The following is a 22,788-nucleotide window of genomic DNA, read 5'->3' on the forward strand; positions in this document are numbered from 1 at the left end:
TCCTTTACTTCACAAAACGGTCGGTAACGTACTGGCTGTAATCGCTTCCCGCTGCGGGGACTTTACCCTGCTCTTTCAGGAATTTAGCGGTGTCGATGATGGCTTTATTCACCGGCCCGTTCAGCTCCTGCGCCTGCTGGGCGGCGGTCAGATAGGTATTGCCTTTCACCAGCCCCGGCACGTCGGCTTCCGGTACGCCGCTCAGGCGCGCCAGCTTGCTGATGTTTTCCGGCTGCTTCAGCCACTCATCCGGGTTGGCGATATAGGGCTGCTGCGCGTCAATGGCGCTTTTGGCGAAGGCTTTGACAATATCAGGATGCTTTTCGGCAAAGTCTTTGCGTACCACCCACACGTCCAGCGTCGGCGCGCCCCACTCCCCCACCTGCGACGAGTCGGTGAGAACCGTGCCGTCTTTTTCCAGCGCGTTGACCGCCGGCGCCCAGACGTAGGCGCCGTCAATGTCGCCGCGCTGCCAGGCGGCAATAATCGCCGGCGGCTGCAGGTTGAGGATCTGCACCTGCCCCGGTTTAATCCCCCAGTGCTTCAGCGCCGACAGCAGGCTGTAGTGAGTCGTAGAGATAAATGGCACGGCGATGCGTTTGCCAATCAGATCCTGCGGTTTGGTGATGCTCTTTTTGACCACCAGCGCTTCGGAGTTACCGAGCTTTGAGGCCAGCAGAAAGACTTCAATCGGCACCTGCTGGGTGGCGGCGACTGCCAGCGGGCTGGAGCCGAGGTTGCCGATCTGCACGTCGCCGGAAGCCAGCGCCCGCACGATGCTCGCGCCGCTGTCAAACTTGCGCCAGTCGACGGTCGCCCCGCTCGCTTTGGCGAAGGTGTTGTCCGCCTGGGCGACTTTCGCCGGTTCGGCGGAGGTCTGATACGCCACGGTGACGTTCACCGCCTGGGCCTGGAATGCCGCCAGCGCCAGCGCGGCAATGAGTGTGATACGCGATGATAGTGCCATAGTGTCTGCTTCCCATAGTTGTTATGGGTGCAGTATTTCCGGCGCGATGCGTTTGATGAAGTAATTAAAAATTCTTGCTAAGAACAAAGCGTTTTTAGAAAAAAATCGGCAATGCTTATACACAAAATCATTCATGCTGCATCGAGGCGGCAAGGTTGTTCGTCCCCGGGAGCTGACATAAGTCAGTGACCGGGGCGGGCAAACGAAGCCAACAAAGAGGCAGCTTGAAGGATGAAGTGTATTGCGATTTTGTTACATTCATTGCATAACTGCGCCTGATTGATTGCCAGCGCAGCGGCGGCAGGCATCATAGAACCATGATGCGCTAAGAGAGAAGAAACATGATTCGAGTGGTGCTGGTCGATGACCATGTGGTGGTGCGTTCAGGCTTTGCGCAGTTACTCAGCCTCGAAGAGGATCTCGAGGTGGTTGGCCAGTTCAGCAGCGCGGCGGAAGCCTGGCCGGCATTATTGCGCGACGACGTCAACGTGGCGGTCATGGATATCGCCATGCCGGATGAGAACGGCCTGAGCCTGCTAAAGCGCCTGCGCGCGCAAAAGCCGCAGTTTCGCGCCATTATTCTCAGCATTTACGACACCCCGGCCTTCGTGCAGAGCGCCCTTGATGCCGGCGCCAGCGGCTATCTGACCAAACGCTGCGGCCCGGAAGAGCTCGTGCAGGCGGTGCGTTCCGTCGGTATGGGTGGACACTACCTGTGCGCCGATGCCCTGCGGGCGCTGCGCGGCGGAGAGCAACCGGCGCAGGTGCTCGAGGTGCTCACCCCGCGTGAACGCGAAGTGTTTGATTTGCTCGTTAAAGGCGACAGCGTCAAGGAAATCGCCTTCAAGCTCGATCTCAGCCACAAGACGGTGCACGTTCATCGCGCCAACGTGCTGGGCAAACTGCAGTGCCACAGCACCATTGATCTGGTCCATTTCGCCCTCGACCACCAGCTGCTGGCGGGTCATTAATGTCGCGCAGCCTTCGCCACAGCGTCATCTCGCTGTTCATCGTGCTGGCCTGGGGAAGCGGCTGGCTGATGCTGTGGACGCTCGGGTTTTACCTGACCCATAACGGCCAGCAGGCGGCGCTGTTCCTGCCTCACGGCGTCTATCTGGCGCTGCTGATCCTGCTTTCGCGCCGCTACTGGCCCGCGCTGGTGCTGCCTCCCGTGTTGATGCTGTTCTGGCTGCACGGCGAACAGCTGCTGAACGGCTATATTCTGCTGGCCGCGCCGTTGATCGGCCTGCTTCCCGCCGGCATCGCCCAACAGTTCTGGCACCGCTTCCCCCTTTACTGGCAGCGGCTGACGCTGCTGCTGGCCACGGTCACCGCCAGCGCGCTGCTCAACACCGCCCTGCTCTCGCCGTTTGTGAAAAGTCCGGCGATGATGCTCGGTCTGGCCTCGTTTACCGGCGGGGTGCTGCTGACGCCGTTTGTCTATCTGATTTTTGAATTCCTGCGCCAGCAGCACCGCTACCACCTGCTGGGGCTGGATACCAATAATCCGCCGCTGCGCACCTCATTGATCATCTGGTGCAGCCTGTTCTTTATTATCGGCATCGGCACCCAAATGGTTCTGTCGCCGGAAATCGAGCGTCTGCTGTTAATTGTGGTGTTTCTGCCCAACGTGGTGATGGCGTGGAAGTTCGGCTGGCAGGGCGGCGTTCTCTCCGGTCTGCTGGGCAGCATGATGATCACCATTGCCCGCCAGGTTGGCGTCGGATTCAGCAACCTGGTGGAGCTGGAGATTTTTCTGGCGACCCAGGCGCTGCTCGGTATCGGGCTGGGGATTGCCATCAGTCGCCAGCAGCACCTGGCGCAAAACCTGCACCACTATCGCCAGCGGCTGGAGGCGGAGCTGGCGGCGCGGCGGGCGCTAACCGAAAAGCTGATCCATACCGAAGAGGATACGCGCAAAAGCCTGGCGCGCGAGCTGCACGACGAAATCGGCCAGAATATTACCGCCATTCAGATCCAGTCGCAGCTGGTGAAGCGAGCGCGCGATCCGGCGCAAACCCAGGCCGCCGCCAGCCAGATTAACGATCTCGCCCGGCGTATTCACCACTCTACCCGCCAGCTGCTGCGCCAGCTACGCCCCCCGGCCCTTGATGAACTGTCGTTTAAAGAGGCGCTGCACCATTTGCTCAATGAGTTTGCCTTTGCCGAGCGCGGTATCCGCTGCCGCTTTGACTACCGGCTCACCGCCACGCCGGAGAGCGAAACGGTACGTTTTACCCTCTATCGGCTGCTACAGGAGCTGCTTAACAACGTCTGTAAACACGCCGACGCCAGCGAGGTTGCCATTGCTCTGTATCAGCAGGGGACGCTGCTGCGCCTGGAGGTCAAGGACAACGGCATCGGTATCAGCCCCGACAAAATGGCCGGCTTCGGCATTCAGGGCATGCGTGAACGGGTCAGCGCCCTGGGCGGAGAGCTGACCCTGGAGTCGCAGCATGGGACGCGGGTAATTGTTAACTTGCCCACAAATTTGCAACAAACAGCCGGCTAACCAGGAAAAAGTCTTAGTCACTCCGGACTTTCTCTCATCCCCTTTCGATTTCACTTTCATATAGTCAGCAAAACGGAGACGGCGATGCGCTCAGCAACCGACATTAATCAACATTACCGGACGCTGCGTCCGCAGCTGCTGATGTACATGGTCATCGGATATGCGGCGTTTTACCTGACGCGCAAAAGCGTCAACTACGTATTGCCGGCGCTGCAAACGGATCTGGGTCTGGATAAAGGCGATATCGGCCTGCTGGGATCGCTGTTTTACCTGACCTACGGTCTGTCGAAGTTTACCGCCGGACTGTGGCACGACAGCCACGGGCAGCGCTGGTTTATGGGCGTGGGCCTGTTCGCCACCGGTCTGCTGAACGTGGTGTTCGCCTTCGGCGAATCGCTGACGCTGCTGCTGGCGGTCTGGACGCTGAACGGATTTTTTCAGGGCTGGGGCTGGCCTCCCTGCGCCCGCCTGCTGACCCACTGGTACTCGCGCAACGAACGCGGCTTCTGGTGGGGCTGCTGGAATATGTCGATCAATATCGGCGGAGCGATTATCCCGCTGATTAGCGCCTTTGCCGCCCACTGGTGGGGCTGGCAGGCGGCGATGCTGGCACCGGGGACGATCAGCATGGCATCAGGCATCTGGTTAACGCTGCACCTGAAAGGAACGCCCCGCGAAGAGGGATTGCCGTCAGTAGGCCGCTGGCGTAACGACCCGCTGGAGCTGCGCCAGGAGCAGCAAAGCCCGCCGATGGGGCTATGGCAGATGCTGCGCACCACGATGCTGAAGAATCCGATGATCTGGCTGCTGGGCGTCTCTTACGTGCTGGTCTATCTGATCCGCATCGCGCTCAACGACTGGGGCAACATCTGGCTGACGGAGAGCCACGGCGTCAATCTGCTCAGCGCCAACGCCACGGTGATGCTGTTTGAAGCGGGCGGTCTGCTCGGGGCGTTGTTCGCCGGATGGGGCTCGGATCTGCTGTTCAGCGGCCAGCGGGCGCCGATGATTTTACTGTTCACGCTGGGGTTGATGGTCTCCGTCGCCGCGCTTTGGCTGGCGCCGGTCCATCACTACGCGCTGCTGGCGGTGTGTTTCTTTACGGTGGGCTTCTTCGTTTTTGGCCCACAAATGCTGATTGGCCTCGCGGCGGTGGAGTGCGGACACAAAGCGGCGGCGGGTTCAATTACCGGATTTCTTGGCTTGTTCGCCTATCTGGGGGCAGCGCTGGCGGGCTGGCCTCTGTCGCTGGTCATTGAACGCTACGGCTGGTCGGGCATGTTCAGTTTACTCTCGGTCGCCGCAGTTCTGATGGGTTTATTGCTGATGCCGCTGCTGATGGCGAGCATTACTACCTCTGCTGCTCAAAGGATAAAATAATGAAAAAAACGCTGGTCACTACCCTGATTGCTTCCGGCATTGCGCTGGCGACGTTAAGCGGCGCGGCGCACGCCAAAGGTCGTCTGGTGGTCTATTGCAGCGCCACCAACGAAATGTGTGAGGCGGAAACCAAAGCCTTCGGCGAAAAATATGACGTAAAAACCTCATTTATTCGCAACGGTTCCGGCAGCACGCTGGCGAAGGTCGATGCCGAGAAGAAAAACCCGCAGGCGGATGTCTGGTAAGGCGGCACCCTCGACCCGCAGTCCCAGGCCGGTGAAATGGGCCTGCTGCAGCCCTATAAATCGCCCAATCTTGCGCAGGTGATGGAGCAGTTCCGCGATCCGGCGAAGCTGAAAGGCAACTACTCCTCGGCGGTGTACGTTGGCATACTCGGCTTCGGCGTGAACACCCAGCGCCTGAAAGAGAAAAATCTGCCGGTGCCGAAATGCTGGAAAGATCTGACTAAACCGGAATATAAAGGCGAAATTCAGATTGCCGACCCGCAGAGTTCCGGCACCGCCTACACCGCGCTGGCGACCTTCGCCCAGCTGTGGGGGGACGATCAGGCTTTCGATTATCTCAAACAGCTTAACGCTAACGTCTCCCAGTACACGAAGTCCGGTATCGCCCCGGCCCGCAACGCCGCCCGCGGTGAAACGGCCATCGGCATCGGCTTCCTGCACGACTATTCGCTGGAAAAAGAACAGGGCGCGCCGCTGGAGCTGATCTCGCCGTGCGAAGGCACCGGCTATGAAATTGGCGGCGTCAGTATCCTGAAGGGCGCGCGCAACCTCGACAACGCCAAACTGTTTGTCGACTGGGTGCTGTCGAAAGATGCCCAAGAGCTGGCGTGGAAGAAAGGCAAGTCTTATCAGATCCTGACCAACACTACCGCCGACACCTCGCCGAACTCGCTGAAGCTCGACGACCTGAAGCTCATCAACTATGACATGGATAAATACGGCTCAACGGACGTGCGTAAAGCGCTAATCAATAAATGGGTTAGCGAAGTGAAGATGGGTAAATAAGCCCGCATTGCGTTCATTTGCCGGGTGGCGGCATCACTGCCCTACCCGGCCTACGACACCGGAAAACTTATGTCACACACACTTGCACTCCATCCCGTGAAAAAGCGGGATGCGATATTCCTTTGGGTTTTATTCGGCTGGCTGGCGTTTGCCCTGCTGCCGAGCTGGAGCCTGGATTACGGTCTGCTGGAGTCCACGAGCGATGAAATTCTCGCGGCCTACGGCTGGTCACAGTTCAATATCAGCTGGCTGTGGTATCTGTTACCGAGCCTGCTGCTGATTCGTCCCTTTCAGGAAGCCAGGCGGGAGCAGCGCAGCCGCCACTATCTCGATGCTGGCTGGGCGTTCTGCTGTATGGCGTTTATCGTCGTCAGCGCCACCGTGGAAGGCCGCGGATTAGGCTACGCCACCATCGTGCTGTTTGTCGCGCTGGGGGCCATCATGACCCTGGCGCTCACCCGCCTGGAATGGCTGGGGGGCGACCGCTTTGTCATTGGTTCGCTGGTCACCATCGTGGCGTTAATCGGCGTCTTTATCGTCTGGCCGAGCATCGCTATTTTCATCCCGATGTTCACTAACGACGCCGGCGAGTTTGCCCCGCTGGCGTTTATGGCCGTGCTGTCGCAGGCGCATATTGTCCAGGTGATCCTCAACTCCATCGCCCTGTCGATTGCGGTAGGCATCGGCTGCACTTTCTTTGGTCTGGTGCTGGCGATTTACACCACCCGTATCGCCCAGCGCAGCGCGATTATTGGCCGCATTTTCTCGATTCTGCCGATCGTCACCCCGCCGTTTGTCGTCGGTCTCGGCGTTACCCTGATGATGGGCCGTTCCGGCTACGTCACCGAACTGATGGTCGACTGGTTTGGCTTAACCAACACCAACTGGCTGTACGGATTTACCGGCATCTGGCTGGCGCAGGTGCTGGCGTTCACCCCGATGGCGTTTATGATCCTCGACGGCGCGATTAAGACCATTCATCCGTCGCTGGAGGAGGCGTCGTACACCCTGCGCGCCAGCCGCTGGCAGACCTTCAACGGCGTCTTCGTCCCGCTGCTGAAACCGGCGCTGGCGAACGCGTTTTTAATCGTCATCGTTCAGTCGCTGGCCGACTTCAGCAACCCGCTGGTGCTCGGCGGCAACTTCGACGTACTGGCGACGCAAATCTACTTCTATATCACCGGTTCGCAGCTCGATTATCAGGCCGCCAGTACTCTCGGCGCATTCCTGCTGCTGTTCTCGCTGCTGGTGTTCTGCATTCAGTATATGTGGATCGGCAAGCGCTCTTACGTCACGGTTTCCGGCAAGTCCTACCGTGGCGACGTGCAGCCGCTGCCGGTGACCCTGGTGTGGAGCGTGATCGCCATTCTGGCGGTGTGGATCGCCTTCAACGCCCTGCTCTACGGCAGTATTTTCTACGGCAGCTTTACCGTTAACTGGGGCGTGGACTACACCCTGACGCTGGATAACTTTATCAAGCTGTTCGGCCAGGGGATGAGCGACGGCGCCTGGCCTTCGCTGCTCGATACTCTGCTTTACGCCGGGATCGCCGCGCCCATCACCGCCGCTTTCGGCCTGCTGATCGCCTGGATCGTAGTGCGGCAGCAGTTTAAAGGCAAAAAGACCATCGAGTTCACCACCATGCTGTGCTTCGCGGTGCCGGGCACCGTGGCGGGCGTCTCCTATATTCTCGCCTTTAACAGCGCGCCGGTGTACCTCACCGGAACGGCGGCGATTGTGATTATCTCGATGGTCATGCGTAACGTGCCGGTGGGCATTCGGGCAGGTATTGCCGGTTTAGGCCAGATCGACAAATCGCTGGACGAAGCGTCGCTCAGTCTGCGCGCGGGTTCCCTGCGCACCATTACGCATATCCTGCTGCCGCTGCTGCGCCCGGCGATCCTCTCGGCGCTGATCTACAGCTTTGTGCGCGCCATTACCACCGTCAGCGCCATTGTGTTCCTCGTGACGCCGGACACCCGCGTCGCTACCGCCTATATCCTCAACCGGGTGGAAGACGGCGAATACGGCGTGGCGATCGCCTACGGATCGATTCTGATCGTCGTGATGCTGGCGATTATTTTTATCTTTGACTGGCTGATCGGGGAAGCGCGTATCTCCCGGTCAAAAGCCAAAAACCAGGCGTAATGGAGCGCACTATGAGTCAGAAAAATTTTGTTGAGCTGCGCAACGTCACCAAGCGATTCGGCAGCAACACGGTTATCGACAATATCAATCTCACCATCCCTCAGGGACAAATGGTGACCCTGCTCGGCCCTTCCGGCTGCGGCAAGACCACCATTCTGCGCCTGGTCGCCGGGCTGGAAAAACCGAGCGAAGGACAGATTTTCATCGATGGCGAAGACGTTACTCATCGCTCCATTCAGCAGCGCGACATCTGTATGGTATTTCAGTCTTACGCCCTGTTTCCGCATATGTCGCTGGGGGACAACGTCGGCTACGGTCTGAAGATGCTCGGCGTGTCGCGCAGCGACGTGAAAGCGCGGGTGAAGGAGGCGCTGGCGATGGTGGATCTGGAAGGATTCGAAGATCGCTATGTCGATCAGATCTCCGGCGGTCAGCAGCAGCGCGTGGCGCTGGCGCGCGCCCTGATCCTCAAGCCAAAGGTGCTGCTGTTTGATGAGCCCTTAAGCAACCTAGATGCCAACCTGCGGCGCAGCATGCGCGATAAGATCCGCGAGTTACAGAAGCAGTTTGATATCACCTCGCTGTACGTGACCCATGATCAGAGCGAAGCCTTTGCGGTTTCCGATACCGTGCTGGTGATGAATAAGGGACATATCATGCAGATCGGCTCGCCGCAGGATCTTTACCGCCAGCCCGCGTCGCGCTTTATGGCGAGCTTTATGGGCGATGCCAACCTGTTCCCGGCCGCCTTTAGCGAGGATTTTGTCAATATTTATGGCTATCGGCTGCCGAGGCCGCCGCATTTTGCCGCCCAGGGCGAGGGCAGCGTCGGCGTGCGCCCGGAGGCAATCACCCTGAGCGATCGCGGCGAGGAGAGCCAGCGCTGCACGATTCGCCACGTGGCCTATATGGGACCGCAGTACGAGGTGACGGTAGAGTGGCACGGGCAGGAAATTTTGCTGCAGGTGAACGCGACGCGGCTGCAGCCGGATGTCGGCGAGCACTATTATCTCGAAATCCACCCGTACGGGATGTTTGTGTTAGCGGATGCCGGGTGATTGATGCCGGGTAGCGCTTACGCTTACCCGGCCTACGATTCGTGCACGTTGTAGGCCGGGTAAGGCATCAGCCGCCACCCGGCGCAAACTCAACGCCGCGCGTTCAGTTCGGCAATATCCTTCGGCGTCGTGCGGCAGCAGCCGCCAATCAGCTTCGCCCCCGCCGCCAGCCACTGGGGTAAATATTCCGCCAGCGTTGCACAGGCTTCGCCGTGGCGATGCCAGGTCTTGGATACCGCGTCATAGTGCTCCCCGGAGTTAGGATAAACCACCAGCGGCAGCGCTGTCAGGCTATGCAGATGCGCCAGCGCGGCGGTGCTGTTTTCCAGCGCGATACAGTTAATGCCCAGCGCCACCACCTGCGGATAGTTTGCCAGCACGGCAACCACTTCCCGCAGCGGCGTGCCGTCGCTGAGATGCTGCGCATCGCGCAGGGTAAACGAGAACCATGCCCGCGCGCGCGGATAGGCAGTCAGCAGCTCCGCCAGCGCCTTCATCTCGGCGAAATTCGGCATCGTTTCACAGGCCAGCAGATCGGCCCCGGCGTCGAGCAGAGCTTCCACGCGCGGACGATGAAATGCCTGAAATTCCTCATCGCTGCGGACATAATCGCCGCGATACTCCGAGCCGTCCGCCAGGAAGGCGCCGTACGGCCCGACCGAACCGGCAACCAGCAACGCGCCCGCCCGCGGGTTTTCCGCCAGATACGCTTCCCGCGCCTTGCGGGCCAGCTCAACGCTTTTGCCGATCAGCGCTTTCGACTGCGCTTCATCAAGGCCGAGGGCAGCAAAACCTGCCGGAGTGGCCTGATAGCTGGCGGTGATCGCCACCTGCGCGCCGGCGCGGAAATAGTCGAGGTGAACTTCACGGATAAGCTCCGGGTTGTCGACCAGCACTTTCGCCGACCACAGGCTGTCGGCAAGATTGCAGCCGCGCGCTTCCAGCTCCGTCGCCATCGCGCCGTCCAGCAGGATAAAGGGCTTTGCGTCAATGAGGGCGGTTAACGGATTATTCTGCGACATGTTGAGGCTCCTGGGTGAGTTTCCGTGAACGAGTCAGATAATACGCACCATAACACAGTGCCACGAACGGGATCCCGCACCACAGCGCAATCCTCTGACTCGGGTCAAACGCCAGACCCACGCAGGCTACCAGGCAAAGCACAAATCCCAGCACCGGCACCAGCGGATACCACGGCGCGCGATAGTGCAGTTCGCTTAGCGCCTTCCCCTGCTGCAGATGGCGACGGCGGAACATAAAGTGCGAGGCGCAGATGCTCAGCCATACCGCCACCACCGCAAAACCGGAAATCGCCGACAGCGCGACAAACACCGTATCCGGGGCCACGACGCTGGAGAAGAGCGCCAGCACGCCGCCGAGCATGCTGACCGAAATCGCCGTCAGCGGCACCCCGTTTCTGGTCAATTTGGTAAAACAGGACGGCAGCGTTTTTTCATTGGAGAGCGACCACAGCATCCGCCCGGAGGCGTAAAGGCCAGAGTTGGCCGCCGACAGAATCGCCGTCAGAATCACAAAGTTAAAGATATCCGCCGCGTAGGGAATACCGACCTTTTCAAACACCAGCACAAACGGGCTTTTCTCGACTCCCGCCTGCTGCATCGGGATCAGCGCCGCCAGCACGAAGACGGTGCCGATGAAAAAGATAATCAGCCGGGCGATGGTGGTACGAATGGCCACCGGAATGACTTTATGCGGATTCTCCGTTTCCCCCGCCGCGATGCCGATAAGCTCGGTGCCGGAGAAAGCGAAGTTAACCGCCACCATGGTCATCAGGATCGGCAGACCGCCGTGCGGGAACCAGCCTTCGGCGGTGATATTGCGCAGCCCCGGCGCCGGAGAGCCATCCTGCATCGGAATGATGCCAAAGATCGCCGCCCCGCCGAGAATAATAAAGGCGATAATGGTGACCACCTTCACCAGCGAGAACCAGAATTCACCTTCGGCAAAGAAGCGGGTGGAGATAACGTTGAGCGCGAAAATCACCGCGCAGAACACCACGCACCAGACCCATACCGGCACCTGCGGGAACCAGTACTGCATGCAGAATCCGGCGGCGGTGAAGCTTGAGCCAAGCGCGACGGTCCAGGTCAGCCAGTAGAGCCAGGCGACGGTATACCCGGTCGCCGGGCCGAGATAGCGCGCGGCGTAGACGTGAAACGCCCCGGTTTCCGGCATCGCCACCGAAAGTTCGCCCAGACACTGCATCACCAGCCAGACCACTAGCGCGCCAATCAGATAGGCCAGCAGCGTGCCCGCCGCTCCGGTGGTGGAGATGATATAGCCGGTATTAAAAAATAGCCCTGTGCCAATAACGCCACCCAGCGACAGCATGATCAGGTGGCGAGTCTTCATGGTGCGCTTAAGCTGCCCACCTTGTTGTTGTGTTGTTTGCATTTGACCCCACGGGCGTATAGACATCTAAACATCCAGATAAGAGGTTCCTTATACCCCGCCTGTCGCCAAATTGCAAAGCCGCCGGGCCTGTCATCTATGCATTCGCCCAAATCATCATCGCCACTTATGGGCAGAATAACGACAAAAGAGAAACCGTGATCGCCGCCCTCATTAAATCAAAACATTGGTGCTAATTTTACAAAACAACAAACCAAAAAAGGATAATGCCATGATACCCCGCGCTTTGCCTCTGTGGGCCGCCGCTGCCGCCGTCGGCCTTCTACCGCTGCACGCCGCTCAGGCCGCGAGTTCCGTGAAGTTTCCCGATAAAGTCTGTGATATCACCCACTACGGCGCAGAAGGCCATCGGCTGCAAATCGCGCTCAACACCGATGCCATTCAAAAAGCGATTGATGACTGCGCCGCCGCCGGAGGGGGAACGGTGCTGGTGCCGAAAGGTAATTTCCTCACCAACCCGCTGTTTCTGAAGAATAATATTCAGCTTAAGCTGGAGAAAGACGCCACCCTGGTGGCCTCAACCGAAGTGGCTGCCTATCGCGGCGATGATAAAACGCGATACGCCGAAGCGGAAAACGGCTGGCTGCCGTTTATCAGCATCGCCGACGCGCAAAACGTGGCCATCGTCGGTGAAGGCACTATCGACGGCCAGGGCGCGGTGTGGTGGGAACGCTGGCGGGAAAATATCCGCGCCACCGGCAAGAAAGGCGGTACCGACCGGCCGCGGCTGATTTATATCACCCGCGCCAGTAACGTGCTTATCGACGGCGTGACCCTCACCCATTCACCCAGCTTCCACGTGGTCACCCGCTACGCGCACGATGTCGATATCAACGGCACGCGTATTCTTTCGCCGTGGCATGCGCCGAACACCGACGCCATCGATCCTATCGATAGCCAGAATATCCGTATTACCAACAACTATATCGACTGTAACGACGACCATATTGCCATCAAGGCGGAGAAAGCCGACCCGCGCTTCCCGGACGGCGTGGTGGATAACATCTATATCGCCAACAACACTCTGAAGCAGGGGCGCGGGATCTCCATCGGCAGCGAGAGCGCAGGCGGCGTGAATAACGTGCTGGTGGAAAACAATACCTTCGAAGGTTCGATGTACGGCATTAGGATTAAAAGCCCGCGCGGCAAAGGCGGCGAGGTAAAAAATATCGTCTACCGCAATACCAGAATGCATAACGTTGAGGTGCCGCTGGTGTTCTCCGCCTATTACAAAGCCGCGCCGATTGTGCAGGCCGAGGTCGATAAGCTGTTGCAGGCAGGCGGCTTTACCCTCGGCGAGCAGATCTATCCGCCGGACAGCGACCCGAAACAGCCGTTCGATAAATACAAGACTCCGCACTTCAGTAACATCACCGTTGAGAATTTAACCTCCACCGGCGACAGCAAAGCGGCGGCCTATATTATCGGTACCCCGGAAGCGCCGCTCAGCGGTTTCCATTTTAGCAACGTCAATATTGAAGCCGACCGCGGCCTGCGCATTCGCAATGCCGAGCTGGAGAGTAAAGGACTTAACCTGCAGGTGAAAGCAGGTCCGGTAATTCAACAAGACGCTGGCGCCATCGTGCACCAGTAACGCCACATTTGCGGGCAGCTGCACCACGGCGACTCTTCCGCCGGGCGCGGTCTGCCCCTTTTTTGATCCTCGTTGGCGTAGAGCCTGGCCCAACAGGCGTAATCGTTGCAGACCGTTTGGACACGGACAGCGCGCAAGAACCGGAGCGTACACGTAGTACGTGAGGATGGTTCGCTACGCTCCCCCTGCGGGCCGCCCTGAAGGGCGTTCAACACTCTGTGAGTATTGTCTGAGCACTGCCCAGGGCCAAACTGGCAAATAAGATAGCCCTAATGGGATAGGTTCTTAAACCGCCGCGTTTATCGGTGGTATGCCCTGGCATTCTCTTTGCAACCCTCCCGATATCTTTATCTGGCGAGGCAACGAACATGACAGAGCAAACCACAACGCTTAAAAGAACGCTCGGCAGTTTCCGCTTATGGGGGATCGCCGTAGGCTGGTTATTTCCGGGGAGTATTTTGGCTGGAGCTACGGCTGGTCCCAGGCCGGGACGCTGGGCTTTCTGATCGTCGCGCTGGCCATCGCCGCGATGTACTGCGCCTTTATTTTTAGCTTCACCGAGCTGACAACCGCCATTCCGCATGCGGGCGGACCTTTTGCCTACGCCTACCGCGCCTTTGGCCCCACCGGCGGGTTTATCGCCGGCTTCGCGACCCTGATTGAATTCGTCTTCGCCCCGCCCGCCATCGCTATGGCCATCGGCGCCTATCTGAACGTGCAGTTTCCGGCGCTCGACCCCAAATGGGTGGCCTGCGGCGCCTATGTTATCTTTATGACGCTGAATATTCTCGGCGTGGGGATTGCCGCCACCTTTGAGCTGATGGTGACGTTATTAGCGATTTTCGAACTGCTGGTGTTTATGGGCGTGGTCGCGCCGGGCTTCTCCTGGAGCCATTTTACCGCTAACGGCTGGGCGGGCGCGGAAAGCTTTAGCGGCCTGGCGCTGCCGGGCATGTTTGCCGCCATCCCGTTCGCGATCTGGTTCTTTCTGGCGATTGAAGGCGCATCGATGGCCGCCGAAGAAGCTAAAGATCCGCAGCGCACTATTCCCCGGGCGCTGGGCGGCGGCATTCTGACCCTGACCGTACTGGCGATAGGCGTGATGGTCTTTGCCGGCGGCGTCGGCGACTGGCGAACCCTGGCCAATATCAACGACCCGCTACCGCAGGCGATGAAAATGGTGGTCGGCAACAGCAGCGGCTGGCTGCATATGCTGGTGTGGCTGGGGCTGTTTGGCCTGGTGGCCTCGTTCCACGGGATTATCATGGGCTACTCGCGGCAGATTTACTCTCTGGCGCGCGCGGGCTATCTCCCCGCCGGGCTGGCGACGCTGAACCGCCGCACCCGCACGCCGCATCTGGCGATCCTCGCCGGGGGCGTGGTCGGCATCGCCGCCATTTTCTCCGATTCGCTGATCACCATTAGCGGGATGCCGCTGACCGCCTGTATCGTCACGATGTCGGTATTTGGCGCTATTGTTATGTATATCACCTCGATGGCGGCGCTGTTTAAGCTGCGCCGCAGCGAGCCGAAGCTGATTCGACCGTTCCGCGCGCCGCTCTATCCGTGGGCGCCGGCCTTCGCGCTGGCCATGGCGGTGCTCTGCCTGGTGGCGATGGTCTGGTACAACACGCTGCTGGCGCTGATTTTCGCCGCCATGATGCTCGGCGGCTACCTGTGGTTTCGCAAGACCGCAGCGGCTCGCCAGCGCGCGGCGGTGGATCCGCAGCTGCGTACGGTCTCCTGAGGAGGCGACACATGTATAAAACCACGCTATCGGGCCAGGTATGGCGCTTTGAGAGCCTGAAAACCCTACTGGCGAAGGCCTCCCCTGCGCGTTCCGGCGACGCGCTGGCGGGCGTTATCGCCGGCTCCGCCGAAGAGCGGATGGCGGCAAAAATGGCGCTGGCGGAGGTTCCGCTCACCGAGATTCTCGATAATCCGCTGATTCCCTACGAGCAGGATGAGGTGACCCGGCTGATCCTCGATACCCACGACGCCCGGGGCTTCGCGGCGATTCGCCATCTTACGGTCGGCGATTTTCGCGACTGGCTGCTCGACGACGCCACCGATGAAGCGGCGCTGCGCCAGGTCGCCCGCGCGATAACCCCGGAGATGGCCGCCGCGGTCAGCAAGCTGATGCGCAATCAGGATCTGATCCTCGCCGCCAGCAAATGCCGGGTCGTCACCCGTTTTCGCAACACTATCGGCCTGCCGGGGCGCCTGAGCGTGCGCCTGCAGCCTAATCACCCGACCGATGACCTCAAAGGCATCGCCGCCAGCATGCTCGACGGCCTGCTGTACGGCGCAGGAGACGCGGTGATCGGCATCAATCCGGCCAGCGACAGCCTGCCGGTGCTGGCGCAGCTAAACCATATGCTTGACGATATTATTCAGCGCTTCGCCATTCCGACCCAGTCGTGCATTTTGACCCACGTCACCAACACCCTGCAGCTGATTGAGCGCGGCGCGCCGGTGGATCTGGTGTTCCAGTCGGTGGCCGGTACCGAAGCCGCCAACAGCGGTTTCGGCATTAATCTGGCGCTGCTGCAGGAAGCGCGGGAAGCGGCGCTTAGCCTGAACCGCGGCACGCTGGGCAACAACGTGATGTATTTTGAAACCGGCCAGGGCAGCGCTCTTTCCGCCAACGCCCACCACGGCGTTGATCAGCAGACCTGCGAAGCCCGGGCCTATGCCGTCGCCCGTCATTTTGAGCCGCTGCTGGTCAATACGGTGGTGGGCTTTATCGGCCCGGAGTATCTGTACGATGGTAAGCAGATTATTCGCGCCGGGCTGGAAGATCACTTCTGCGGCAAGCTGATGGGGCTGCCCATCGGCTGCGACGTTTGCTACACCAATCACGCCGAAGCGGATCAGGACGATATGGATACCCTGCTGACGCTGCTTTGCGCGGCCGGGCTGACCTTTTTGATCGGCGTACCGGGGGCAGACGATATTATGCTCAACTACCAAAGCACCTCGTTCCACGATGCCCTTTACGCCCGCCGACTGCTGGGTTTACAGCATGCGCCTGAGTTCGCCGACTGGCTGACGAAGATGCAGATTATTGACCGCCACGGCGCGCTGCGTCTGACCGATGCCCGCCATCCGCTGCTTTCCGTCCTGCCGCAAGGAGAACCGGTATGAATCCTCCCGACGCCTGGAACCCGCTGCGTGAGTTTACCGATGCGCGGATTGCGCTGGGGCGCAGCGGCGCCAGCCTGCCGACCCGCGAAGTGCTGAATTTCGGCCTCGCCCACGCCCGGGCGCGCGATGCTATCCACCAACCTTTCGCCAGCGACCAGCTTGTTCAGCCGCTGGCGGAGCTGGGGCTGTCGACGCTGACCGTCCGCAGTGCCGCCAGCGATCGCCATGTCTATCTGAATCGCCCGGATTTGGGGCGACAGCTGAATGAAGAGAGCAGCGCCGACCTCGCCGCCAGCGGCGCGCGCCCCGCCGACCTGCTGCTGGTGATTGGCGACGGGCTGTCGTCGTACGCCGTGCAGCGCCAGGCAGTGCCGCTGATTCGCGCCCTGCTGCCCTATCTGAAAACCCTCGGCCTGAGCCTGGCCCCGGTGGTGCTGGCGCACCAGTCGCGGGTCGCGCTCGGCGATGATATAGGCGAAACGCTGAAGGCCAGAGCGGTGGCGATATTGATTGGCGAACGGCCCGGGCTCTCTTCGCCGGACAGCCTCGGAGTGTATTTAACCTGGCAGCCGCATCGTCAGCGGCTGGAGTCGGAGCGCAACTGTATTTCTAATATCCGTCCGGAAGGGCTGAGCTTTGATGCCGCCGCTTTTAAGCTGGCCTGGTTACTGGAGCAGGCCTTTTTGCGGCGGCTTACCGGAGTGCGCCTGAAAGACGAAAGTGATAATCCTGCGCTGCATGGAAAAATAAAACCGTTGAGCCAGCTAAAATAATAAACCAGGCGGACAGCAGAATAGATTTTTAATATTACCGGGCGCACCTGGATATTATTTTCGGGTGCGCGCTGGCATTGCGGATTTTGCAGGCCGGGTAAGGCGTCAGCCGCCCCCGGCATAATGCGTTCACCGTACCCAAAACAGGGTTGTCATCAGCCTTATGCCCTTTCCTGCAGGTAATAAGAATATTGCATGAGTAAAAACGAAACGGACGTTGTAAGGTAAATCTGCATACCAAATATATCTCGTTATCTATTCAATATAACAGCCAATAATTCGCCGGATATCCAGGTGAATTATTTCTCAATGTTATGCAGTCATTGATGGTTAAAGATATACCCAAAATAATTCGAGTTGCAGGAAGGCGGCGACGCAGGGAATCCCCAGGAGCTTACTCTAGTAAGTGACTGGGGTGAGCGAGGAAAGCCAACGCACATGCAACTTGAAGTATGAAGGGTATAAATAATCGACCGACGGTGAGGTAAAAATGAACAAGTTTTCCGGGAAAGCGTCTTTAATGGCCACGCTGGTTGCCGCGTGGGTCGGTGCCAGCAGCGCGCAGGCGGCTGAAATTAAAATTGGCGTGGTCTTGCCGCTGAGCGGCGCGCTGAGCGGCTACGGACAACCTTCGCAAAAAGGGCTGGATATCATCCAGAGCATTACGCCGACGTTAAAAAATGGCGACACCGTGAAGCTTATCGTGATTGACGATAAGAGCGACAAGGTCGAAGCCGCTAACGCCATGCAGCGCCTGGTCTCCAGCGATAAAGTCGACGCGGTGATCGGCGAAGTCACCTCCTCCAATACCCTGGCGATGACCAAAATCGCCGACGACAGTAAAACGCCGCTGGTCTCCTCAACCGCCACCAACGACCGCGTCACCCGCAACCACCCTTACGTCAGTCGGGTCTGCTTCTCCGACAGCTTCCAGGGCGTGGTCGGCGCTAACCTCGCCTCGCGCGATCTGAAGGCTAAAACCGCCGCCATCGTCTTCGACAGCAGCAACGACTACTCCGTTGGCCTGGCGAAAGCCTTCCGCACGCAGTTCCTGAAAAACGGCGGCACCATTCCTATCGAAGTTCAGGCTCCCGGCGGCAGCAAAGACTTTAAGGCCCAGCTGGCCAGCGTGAAGGCGAAGAACGTCGACATGATCTATATGCCGATCTACTACACCGAAGGGGCGCTGATCGCCGTACAGGCGAAGCAACTGGGGCTGAGCAAGCCGGTGGTCGGCGGCGACGGGCTGGCGGCGGATCAGGTCTTTTTTGACGTCGGCAAAGACGCGGTCAACGGCTATATGACCACCGACTACTACTCGCCGAACGCCAAAGAGCAAACGCCGGCGGGCGAGGTGTTTATCAAAGCCTGGGAAGCCAAATACCAGCAGCCGACCCATACCTGGGGCGCGATGGCGGCGGACGCCTATAACGTCATTATCAACGCCATGAACCAGTGCAGCGACCCGCGCGACCGGGTTTGCGTTAACGAAAAAATTCGCGCTACTAAGGACTTCCAGGGCGTAACCGGTACGCTGACGTTACAAAACGGCGACGCTATCCGCAGCGCGGTCATCAACGAAGTGAAGGATGGCAAGCTGGCGTTTCGTACCGTGGTTAATCCTTAACCCCGTCATACTTCAAGTTGCATGTGCGCTGGCTGTGTTACTCGGCTCATCCATGAGCATCGCCCCTACGGGGCCAGCGCAAGCGCTGTTCAAAACGGTTAACCGTTTTGTCCTGCAACTCGAATTATTTAGGGAAAATAAGAGAGATATCAGATGGATGGTGCCATTTTTCTCCAGCAAGTGGTCAATGGAATGAGCCTTGGGGGCATGTACGCCCTGATTGCCATCGGTTATACGATGGTTTATGGGGTGCTGCGCCTGATCAACTTCGCCCATGCGGACGTAATGATGGTCGGGGCGTTTACCACCCTGTTTTTGTTTTCTTCCATTGGGCTACCCTTCGGGGTAGCCGTTTTCCTGACCCTCGCGCTGTGCGGCCTGTTCGGCATGCTGATCGACCGGGTGGCCTATCGCCCGCTGCGTCAGGCATCAAAAATCTCGATGCTGATCACCGCCATCGGCGTCAGCTTCTTCCTCGAAAACCTGTTCAACGTGCTGTTTGGCGGCAGCTCGCGCTTCTTTTCCGCACCGGAATTTTTCAACAACACTCGCGCCTTTGGTGACGTGATTATCACCAACGTGGCGTGGATCGTGCCGCTGATCACCGTCCTGCTGCTGCTGGCGATCCTCTGGCTGCTGTACCGCACCCGCTACGGGATGGCGATCCGCGCGGTGGCCTTCGACGTTAATACCGTGCGCCTGATGGGCATCGACGCCAACCGCATTATCTCGCTGGTGTTCGCCCTCGGCAGCAGCCTCGCGGCGCTGGGCGGGGTGTTCTACTCCATCAGCTACCCGACCATCGACCCGCTGATGGGCGTGCTGATCGGCCTGAAGGCCTTCGCCGCCGCGGTGCTCGGCGGAATCGGCAGCGTCACCGGCGCGGTGCTCGGCGGCTTTATTCTCGGCTTTACCGAGGTGGTGGCGGTCGCCCTGTTTCCCGAGCTGGGCGGCTACAAAGACGCCTTTGCCTTTATGTTCTTGATTCTGGTCCTCTTATTCCGCCCGGTTGGCATTATGGGCGATGAACGTCTGGAAAGGAGCCGTTTCTGATGCTCAACGCTACGACTACCGCCGGGGCGCAGCTGCGCAACCTGGTCATTATTGCTCTCTGCGTCGCGCTGCTGGCCGGGATCAACGTCGTCTTCAACGACTACATTATTCGCGTCATCAGCACCATTTTCGTCTTTATGATCCTCGCAGTCAGCTATAACCTGATCAACGGCGTGACCGGCCAGCTGTCGCTGGAGCCCAACGGCTTTGTGGCGGTCGGCGCTTACGTCACCGCCCTGCTGATCCTCCCCAGCGACAGCAAGCTGGATATGTTTGAGATGGCCGCGCCCAGCCCGTGGATCCTCGTGCTGCACGCCGGGTTCCTGCCCGCGCTGCTCATTAGCGGCCTGTGCGCGGCGGCGCTGGCGGTTTGCCTTGCCCTGCCGGTCTTCCGCGTGCGCGGCGACTACCTGGCGATTGTGACCCTCGGCTTCGGCTTTATCATTAAAATCCTCGCAATCAACAATCCGCAGATCACCAACGGCGCGATTGGCCTCAACGATATTCCGCAGCAGCCGCATCTGCTGTTCTGGTGCGGGCTGTTCGCCCTGCTGGCGACCGGGATGATTTTGCAGCTGGTGTGGTCGAAGTACGGGCGAATGATGAAAGCGGTGCGCGACGACGAAGACGCCGCTATCGCCATGGGCGTGAACACGTTTCGCATTAAAACCTGCGCCTTCGCCACCAGCGCCTTCTTCGAAGGGATCGGCGGCGGCCTGCTGGCCTCGCTGCTGACCACCATCTCGCCGGGCCTGTTCGACTTTATGCTTACCTTCCAGCTGCTGATTATTATCGTGCTCGGCGGCCTGGGCAGCACCACCGGCGCGCTGCTCGGCACCATACTGGTGGTCGGCAGCGGCGAGTGGCTGCGCTTTCTCGACCAGCCGCTCCAGTTCTTCGGTCACGATCTCGGCGCGTATCCGGGCCTGCGGATGGTGGTGTTCTCGCTGCTGCTGCTGATCATCATGCTGTTCGCCCGCGAAGGTCTGTTGGGCAAAAAAGAGATTTGGCAGGTGGGCAAAAGGAGACGCGGCGATGGCGCAAAATAAGGTCATTTTACAGGTGCAGGACGTGACCATGCAGTTCGGTGGCCTGCGGGCTATCGACAGCGTCAGTTTCCACGTCGACGAGGCGGAAATTTTTGGCCTGATTGGCCCCAACGGCGCGGGCAAAACCACGATGTTCAACGTCATCACCGCCAACTATAAACCGACCAGCGGCAGCGTGACCCTCGCGGGAAAATCGCTAAAAGGGCTGAAGCCGAACCGGGTGGTCAACGCCGGGATTGCCCGCACCTTTCAGAATATCCGCCTGTTCAACTCGATGACGGTATTAGAAAACGTGATGGTTGGCCTCGACAGCGCCAGCCGCTATTCGCTGCTGGAAGCGGCGCTGCATATCGGCCGCTACTACCCCGCCGAGCGGGCGGCAAAGGCCAAAGCGATGGCGATTCTGGACGATATCGGTATCGCCCATTTCGCCGACGTGCAGGCCACCAACCTTAGCTACGGCAACCAGCGCAAGGTGGAGATCGCCCGCGCGCTGGCGACCTCGCCAAAATTACTGCTGCTCGACGAACCCGCCGCTGGGATGAACCCAAAGGAGACGGAAGATCTGGCAGACCTGATCTTCCGCATGCGTAACGACTATCAGCTCAGCGTACTGCTGATCGAGCACGATATGCCGTTCGTCAACAAGCTGTGCGAGCGGGTGATGGTGCTGGAGTACGGCAAGCCGCTGTTTAGCGGCCTGATGTCGGAAGCCATTGAGGATCCGGGCGTGATTTCCGCTTACCTGGGGGACGTTCGTTATGCTTAGCGCGCGCGAATTAAACGTGTTTTACGGCGTGATTCAGGGACTAAAAGGCGTTGATATCGATATTTACGACCGGGAGATCGTTACCCTTATCGGCAGCAACGGTGCCGGGAAAACCTCCACCCTCAACGGCATCGTCAACCTGGTGCGCTCCACGGGGCGGGTCAATTTTCTCAACGAGGATATCTCCCGCAGCCAGACGCATCAGATTGTGCGTAAGGGGCTGGCGCTGGTACCCGAAGGACGGCGCATCTTCACCAACCTGACCATCGAAGAAAATCTGCGCATGGGGGCCTACAATAATCTCGCCGGCTTTACCCGCCTGCGCGATCGCATGTACAGCCTGTTTCCCCGCCTCAAGGAGCGGCGTGCTCAGATGGCGGGCACCATGAGCGGCGGCGAGCAGCAGATGCTGGCTATCGCCAGAGCGCTGATGAGCGAACCGGTACTGCTGATGCTCGATGAGCCCAGCCTCGGCCTGGCACCGAAAATTGTCGGGGAGCTGTTCGCCACGATTAGGCAGCTACGGGAGGAGAATATTACCGTGCTGCTGGTGGAGCAGAACGCCACGGCGGCGTTGACCATCGCCGATCGCGCGTATGTGCTGGAGAATGGGAAGATTATGCTCTCGGGTCCTGCGCAGGAGGTGCTGGCGAATCCGGAAATTAAGCGGATGTATCTGGGGGGATAAAGCTGTTCAGGGCTGCGGCTTCGCTTCCTGCGTCGCCGCAACCGCAAACAGCCTCGCGCTACACAAAGCACACCTCGTTCCAGTAGGCTTCGCGCGTCCTGCGCCGCTCAGTATGTTTTATCATGGCGAAACCACCTTGTTTCAACGTTGCCGAGCTCAATTCCGTAGAGACTGGCGACCGGCAATATTGCCTCCATGATGCGTTGGGTATCCTGCTGCCCGGCTTCACCGTCAGATAAAGAAGCCAGCCAGCCCGTTATGCGTTGCCACAGCGCCACTTTCATTTTCTCCTCCGTCAGGAAGCATTTTTGCCTGGGTCTATTTCAACCACAGTTGACGGCGAGCGGGAAATATCAATTCCGGATTAGTAATGCTGCGGGATGCATATTGGGGCCTTTCCCGGATTGCGACGTAAACGTCTTATCCGGGCTACTTTTCCTCGGTTTGGTAGCCCGGACAGGCGCGTCAAGCGCCGCCTCCGGGAGAGTTTCATACAGCAGCGGAGATATCTCTGAAACAACGTGTTATGCAGCGATGCCCTGGCCCCCGCTGAAATCGG

Annotated in this window: 17 protein-coding genes and 3 pseudogenes; 15 read left to right on the top strand and 5 right to left on the bottom strand. The window is 59.3% G+C overall.

Annotated features, from left to right (window positions below; genetic code table 11):
- Window positions 1-4: 4 nt before the first annotated feature.
- Window positions 5-967: a taurine ABC transporter substrate-binding protein gene (gene tauA / locus HMPREF3178_RS10635; RefSeq protein WP_004099349.1), complete on the bottom strand. Its 963-nt coding sequence runs from the start codon at window positions 965-967 to the stop codon at window positions 5-7.
- Between the two features lie 341 nt (window positions 968-1,308).
- Here tauA and HMPREF3178_RS10640 point away from each other — a divergent pair, with 341 nt between their 5' ends.
- The 6 genes and pseudogenes from HMPREF3178_RS10640 (at window position 1,309) to fbpC (ending at window position 9,096) form a co-directional block, all read left to right on the top strand.
- The gene (locus tag HMPREF3178_RS10640) at window positions 1,309-1,938 is read left to right on the top strand and encodes a response regulator transcription factor (protein ID WP_004099348.1); all 630 of its coding nucleotides are present in this window, start codon (window positions 1,309-1,311) and stop codon (window positions 1,936-1,938) included.
- A complete protein-coding gene (locus HMPREF3178_RS10645) occupies window positions 1,938-3,479 on the top strand; it encodes an MASE1 domain-containing sensor histidine kinase (RefSeq protein WP_004099347.1) in 1,542 nt (513 codons plus the stop codon). Before HMPREF3178_RS10640 ends, HMPREF3178_RS10645 begins: the two co-directional genes overlap by 1 nt.
- 60 nt (window positions 3,480-3,539) lie before the next feature.
- Window positions 3,540-4,859 (top strand): MFS transporter family glucose-6-phosphate receptor UhpC, encoded by a 1,320-nt coding sequence (uhpC, locus tag HMPREF3178_RS10650; protein ID WP_224226429.1) that lies wholly within the window; start codon window positions 3,540-3,542, stop codon window positions 4,857-4,859.
- Window positions 4,859-5,890: pseudogene (locus HMPREF3178_RS10655) on the top strand (ABC transporter substrate-binding protein). The gene uhpC and the pseudogene HMPREF3178_RS10655 overlap by 1 nt, the downstream one beginning before the upstream one ends.
- A gap of 69 nt (window positions 5,891-5,959) precedes the next feature.
- On the top strand, window positions 5,960-8,038 hold the full coding sequence (locus tag HMPREF3178_RS10660) for an ABC transporter permease (protein ID WP_004099344.1): 2,079 nt from the start codon (window positions 5,960-5,962) through the stop codon (window positions 8,036-8,038).
- Between the two features lie 11 nt (window positions 8,039-8,049).
- Window positions 8,050-9,096 carry a ferric ABC transporter ATP-binding protein gene (gene fbpC / locus HMPREF3178_RS10665; protein ID WP_017146536.1) on the top strand — a complete coding sequence of 349 codons (1,047 nt, stop codon included), beginning with the start codon at window positions 8,050-8,052 and terminating at the stop codon, window positions 9,094-9,096.
- Window positions 9,097-9,185: 89 nt separating this feature from the next.
- Here fbpC and mmuM read toward each other — a convergent pair whose 3' ends face one another.
- Both mmuM and mmuP read right to left on the bottom strand, forming a co-directional pair.
- Window positions 9,186-10,118 carry a homocysteine S-methyltransferase gene (gene mmuM, locus HMPREF3178_RS10670; RefSeq protein WP_017146537.1) on the bottom strand — a complete coding sequence of 311 codons (933 nt, stop codon included), beginning with the start codon at window positions 10,116-10,118 and terminating at the stop codon, window positions 9,186-9,188.
- Window positions 10,105-11,511 (bottom strand): S-methylmethionine permease, encoded by a 1,407-nt coding sequence (mmuP, locus tag HMPREF3178_RS10675; RefSeq protein WP_024273818.1) that lies wholly within the window; start codon window positions 11,509-11,511, stop codon window positions 10,105-10,107. The genes mmuM and mmuP overlap by 14 nt, the downstream gene beginning before the upstream one ends.
- A 229-nt stretch (window positions 11,512-11,740) precedes the next feature.
- On the opposite strand from mmuP, the gene HMPREF3178_RS10680 reads away from it, so the two are divergent.
- The 4 genes and pseudogenes from HMPREF3178_RS10680 to eutC all read left to right on the top strand — a co-directional run bounded on the left by HMPREF3178_RS10680 (window position 11,741) and on the right by eutC (window position 17,043).
- Complete coding sequence (locus HMPREF3178_RS10680; RefSeq protein WP_004110925.1) at window positions 11,741-13,123, top strand: glycoside hydrolase family 28 protein; 1,383 nt, start codon at window positions 11,741-11,743, stop codon at window positions 13,121-13,123.
- 368 nt (window positions 13,124-13,491) lie between these two features.
- Window positions 13,492-14,870, top strand: a pseudogene (eat, locus tag HMPREF3178_RS10685) (ethanolamine permease).
- An 11-nt stretch (window positions 14,871-14,881) separates the two neighbouring features.
- On the top strand, window positions 14,882-16,270 hold the full coding sequence (locus HMPREF3178_RS10690) for an ethanolamine ammonia-lyase subunit EutB (RefSeq protein WP_004099337.1): 1,389 nt from the start codon (window positions 14,882-14,884) through the stop codon (window positions 16,268-16,270).
- Window positions 16,267-17,043 carry an ethanolamine ammonia-lyase subunit EutC gene (gene eutC, locus HMPREF3178_RS10695; protein WP_017146539.1) on the top strand — a complete coding sequence of 259 codons (777 nt, stop codon included), beginning with the start codon at window positions 16,267-16,269 and terminating at the stop codon, window positions 17,041-17,043. Before HMPREF3178_RS10690 ends, eutC begins: the two co-directional genes overlap by 4 nt.
- A 259-nt stretch (window positions 17,044-17,302) precedes the next feature.
- Here eutC and HMPREF3178_RS31690 read toward each other — a convergent pair.
- Window positions 17,303-17,383, bottom strand: a pseudogene (locus tag HMPREF3178_RS31690) (hypothetical protein); the annotation flags it as partial.
- A 180-nt stretch (window positions 17,384-17,563) separates the two neighbouring features.
- Between HMPREF3178_RS31690 and HMPREF3178_RS10700 the strand changes: the two are divergent.
- The 5 genes from HMPREF3178_RS10700 to HMPREF3178_RS10720 all read left to right on the top strand — a co-directional run bounded on the left by HMPREF3178_RS10700 (window position 17,564) and on the right by HMPREF3178_RS10720 (window position 22,229).
- Window positions 17,564-18,670, top strand: coding sequence for an ABC transporter substrate-binding protein (locus tag HMPREF3178_RS10700; RefSeq protein WP_026055932.1), 1,107 nt, complete (start codon window positions 17,564-17,566; stop codon window positions 18,668-18,670).
- Between the two features lie 153 nt (window positions 18,671-18,823).
- Window positions 18,824-19,723, top strand: a complete 900-nt coding sequence (locus tag HMPREF3178_RS10705) for a branched-chain amino acid ABC transporter permease (protein WP_004099333.1) — start codon at window positions 18,824-18,826, stop codon at window positions 19,721-19,723.
- Window positions 19,723-20,772 carry a branched-chain amino acid ABC transporter permease gene (locus tag HMPREF3178_RS10710; RefSeq protein ID WP_017146540.1) on the top strand — a complete coding sequence of 350 codons (1,050 nt, stop codon included), beginning with the start codon at window positions 19,723-19,725 and terminating at the stop codon, window positions 20,770-20,772. The genes HMPREF3178_RS10705 and HMPREF3178_RS10710 overlap by 1 nt, the downstream gene beginning before the upstream one ends.
- A complete protein-coding gene (locus tag HMPREF3178_RS10715) occupies window positions 20,759-21,541 on the top strand; it encodes an ABC transporter ATP-binding protein (RefSeq protein ID WP_004099331.1) in 783 nt (260 codons plus the stop codon). Before HMPREF3178_RS10710 ends, HMPREF3178_RS10715 begins: the two co-directional genes overlap by 14 nt.
- Window positions 21,534-22,229: an ABC transporter ATP-binding protein gene (locus HMPREF3178_RS10720; RefSeq protein WP_004099330.1), complete on the top strand. Its 696-nt coding sequence runs from the start codon at window positions 21,534-21,536 to the stop codon at window positions 22,227-22,229. Before HMPREF3178_RS10715 ends, HMPREF3178_RS10720 begins: the two co-directional genes overlap by 8 nt.
- A 107-nt stretch (window positions 22,230-22,336) precedes the next feature.
- Here HMPREF3178_RS10720 and HMPREF3178_RS30870 read toward each other — a convergent pair whose 3' ends face one another.
- Window positions 22,337-22,513, bottom strand: coding sequence for a hypothetical protein (locus tag HMPREF3178_RS30870; RefSeq protein ID WP_004099329.1), 177 nt, complete (start codon window positions 22,511-22,513; stop codon window positions 22,337-22,339).
- Window positions 22,514-22,788: the final 275 nt, after the last annotated feature.

This window comes from Klebsiella sp. HMSC09D12 (assembly GCF_001808475.1).
GTDB classification, from domain to species: Bacteria; Pseudomonadota; Gammaproteobacteria; order Enterobacterales; family Enterobacteriaceae; genus Klebsiella; species Klebsiella oxytoca.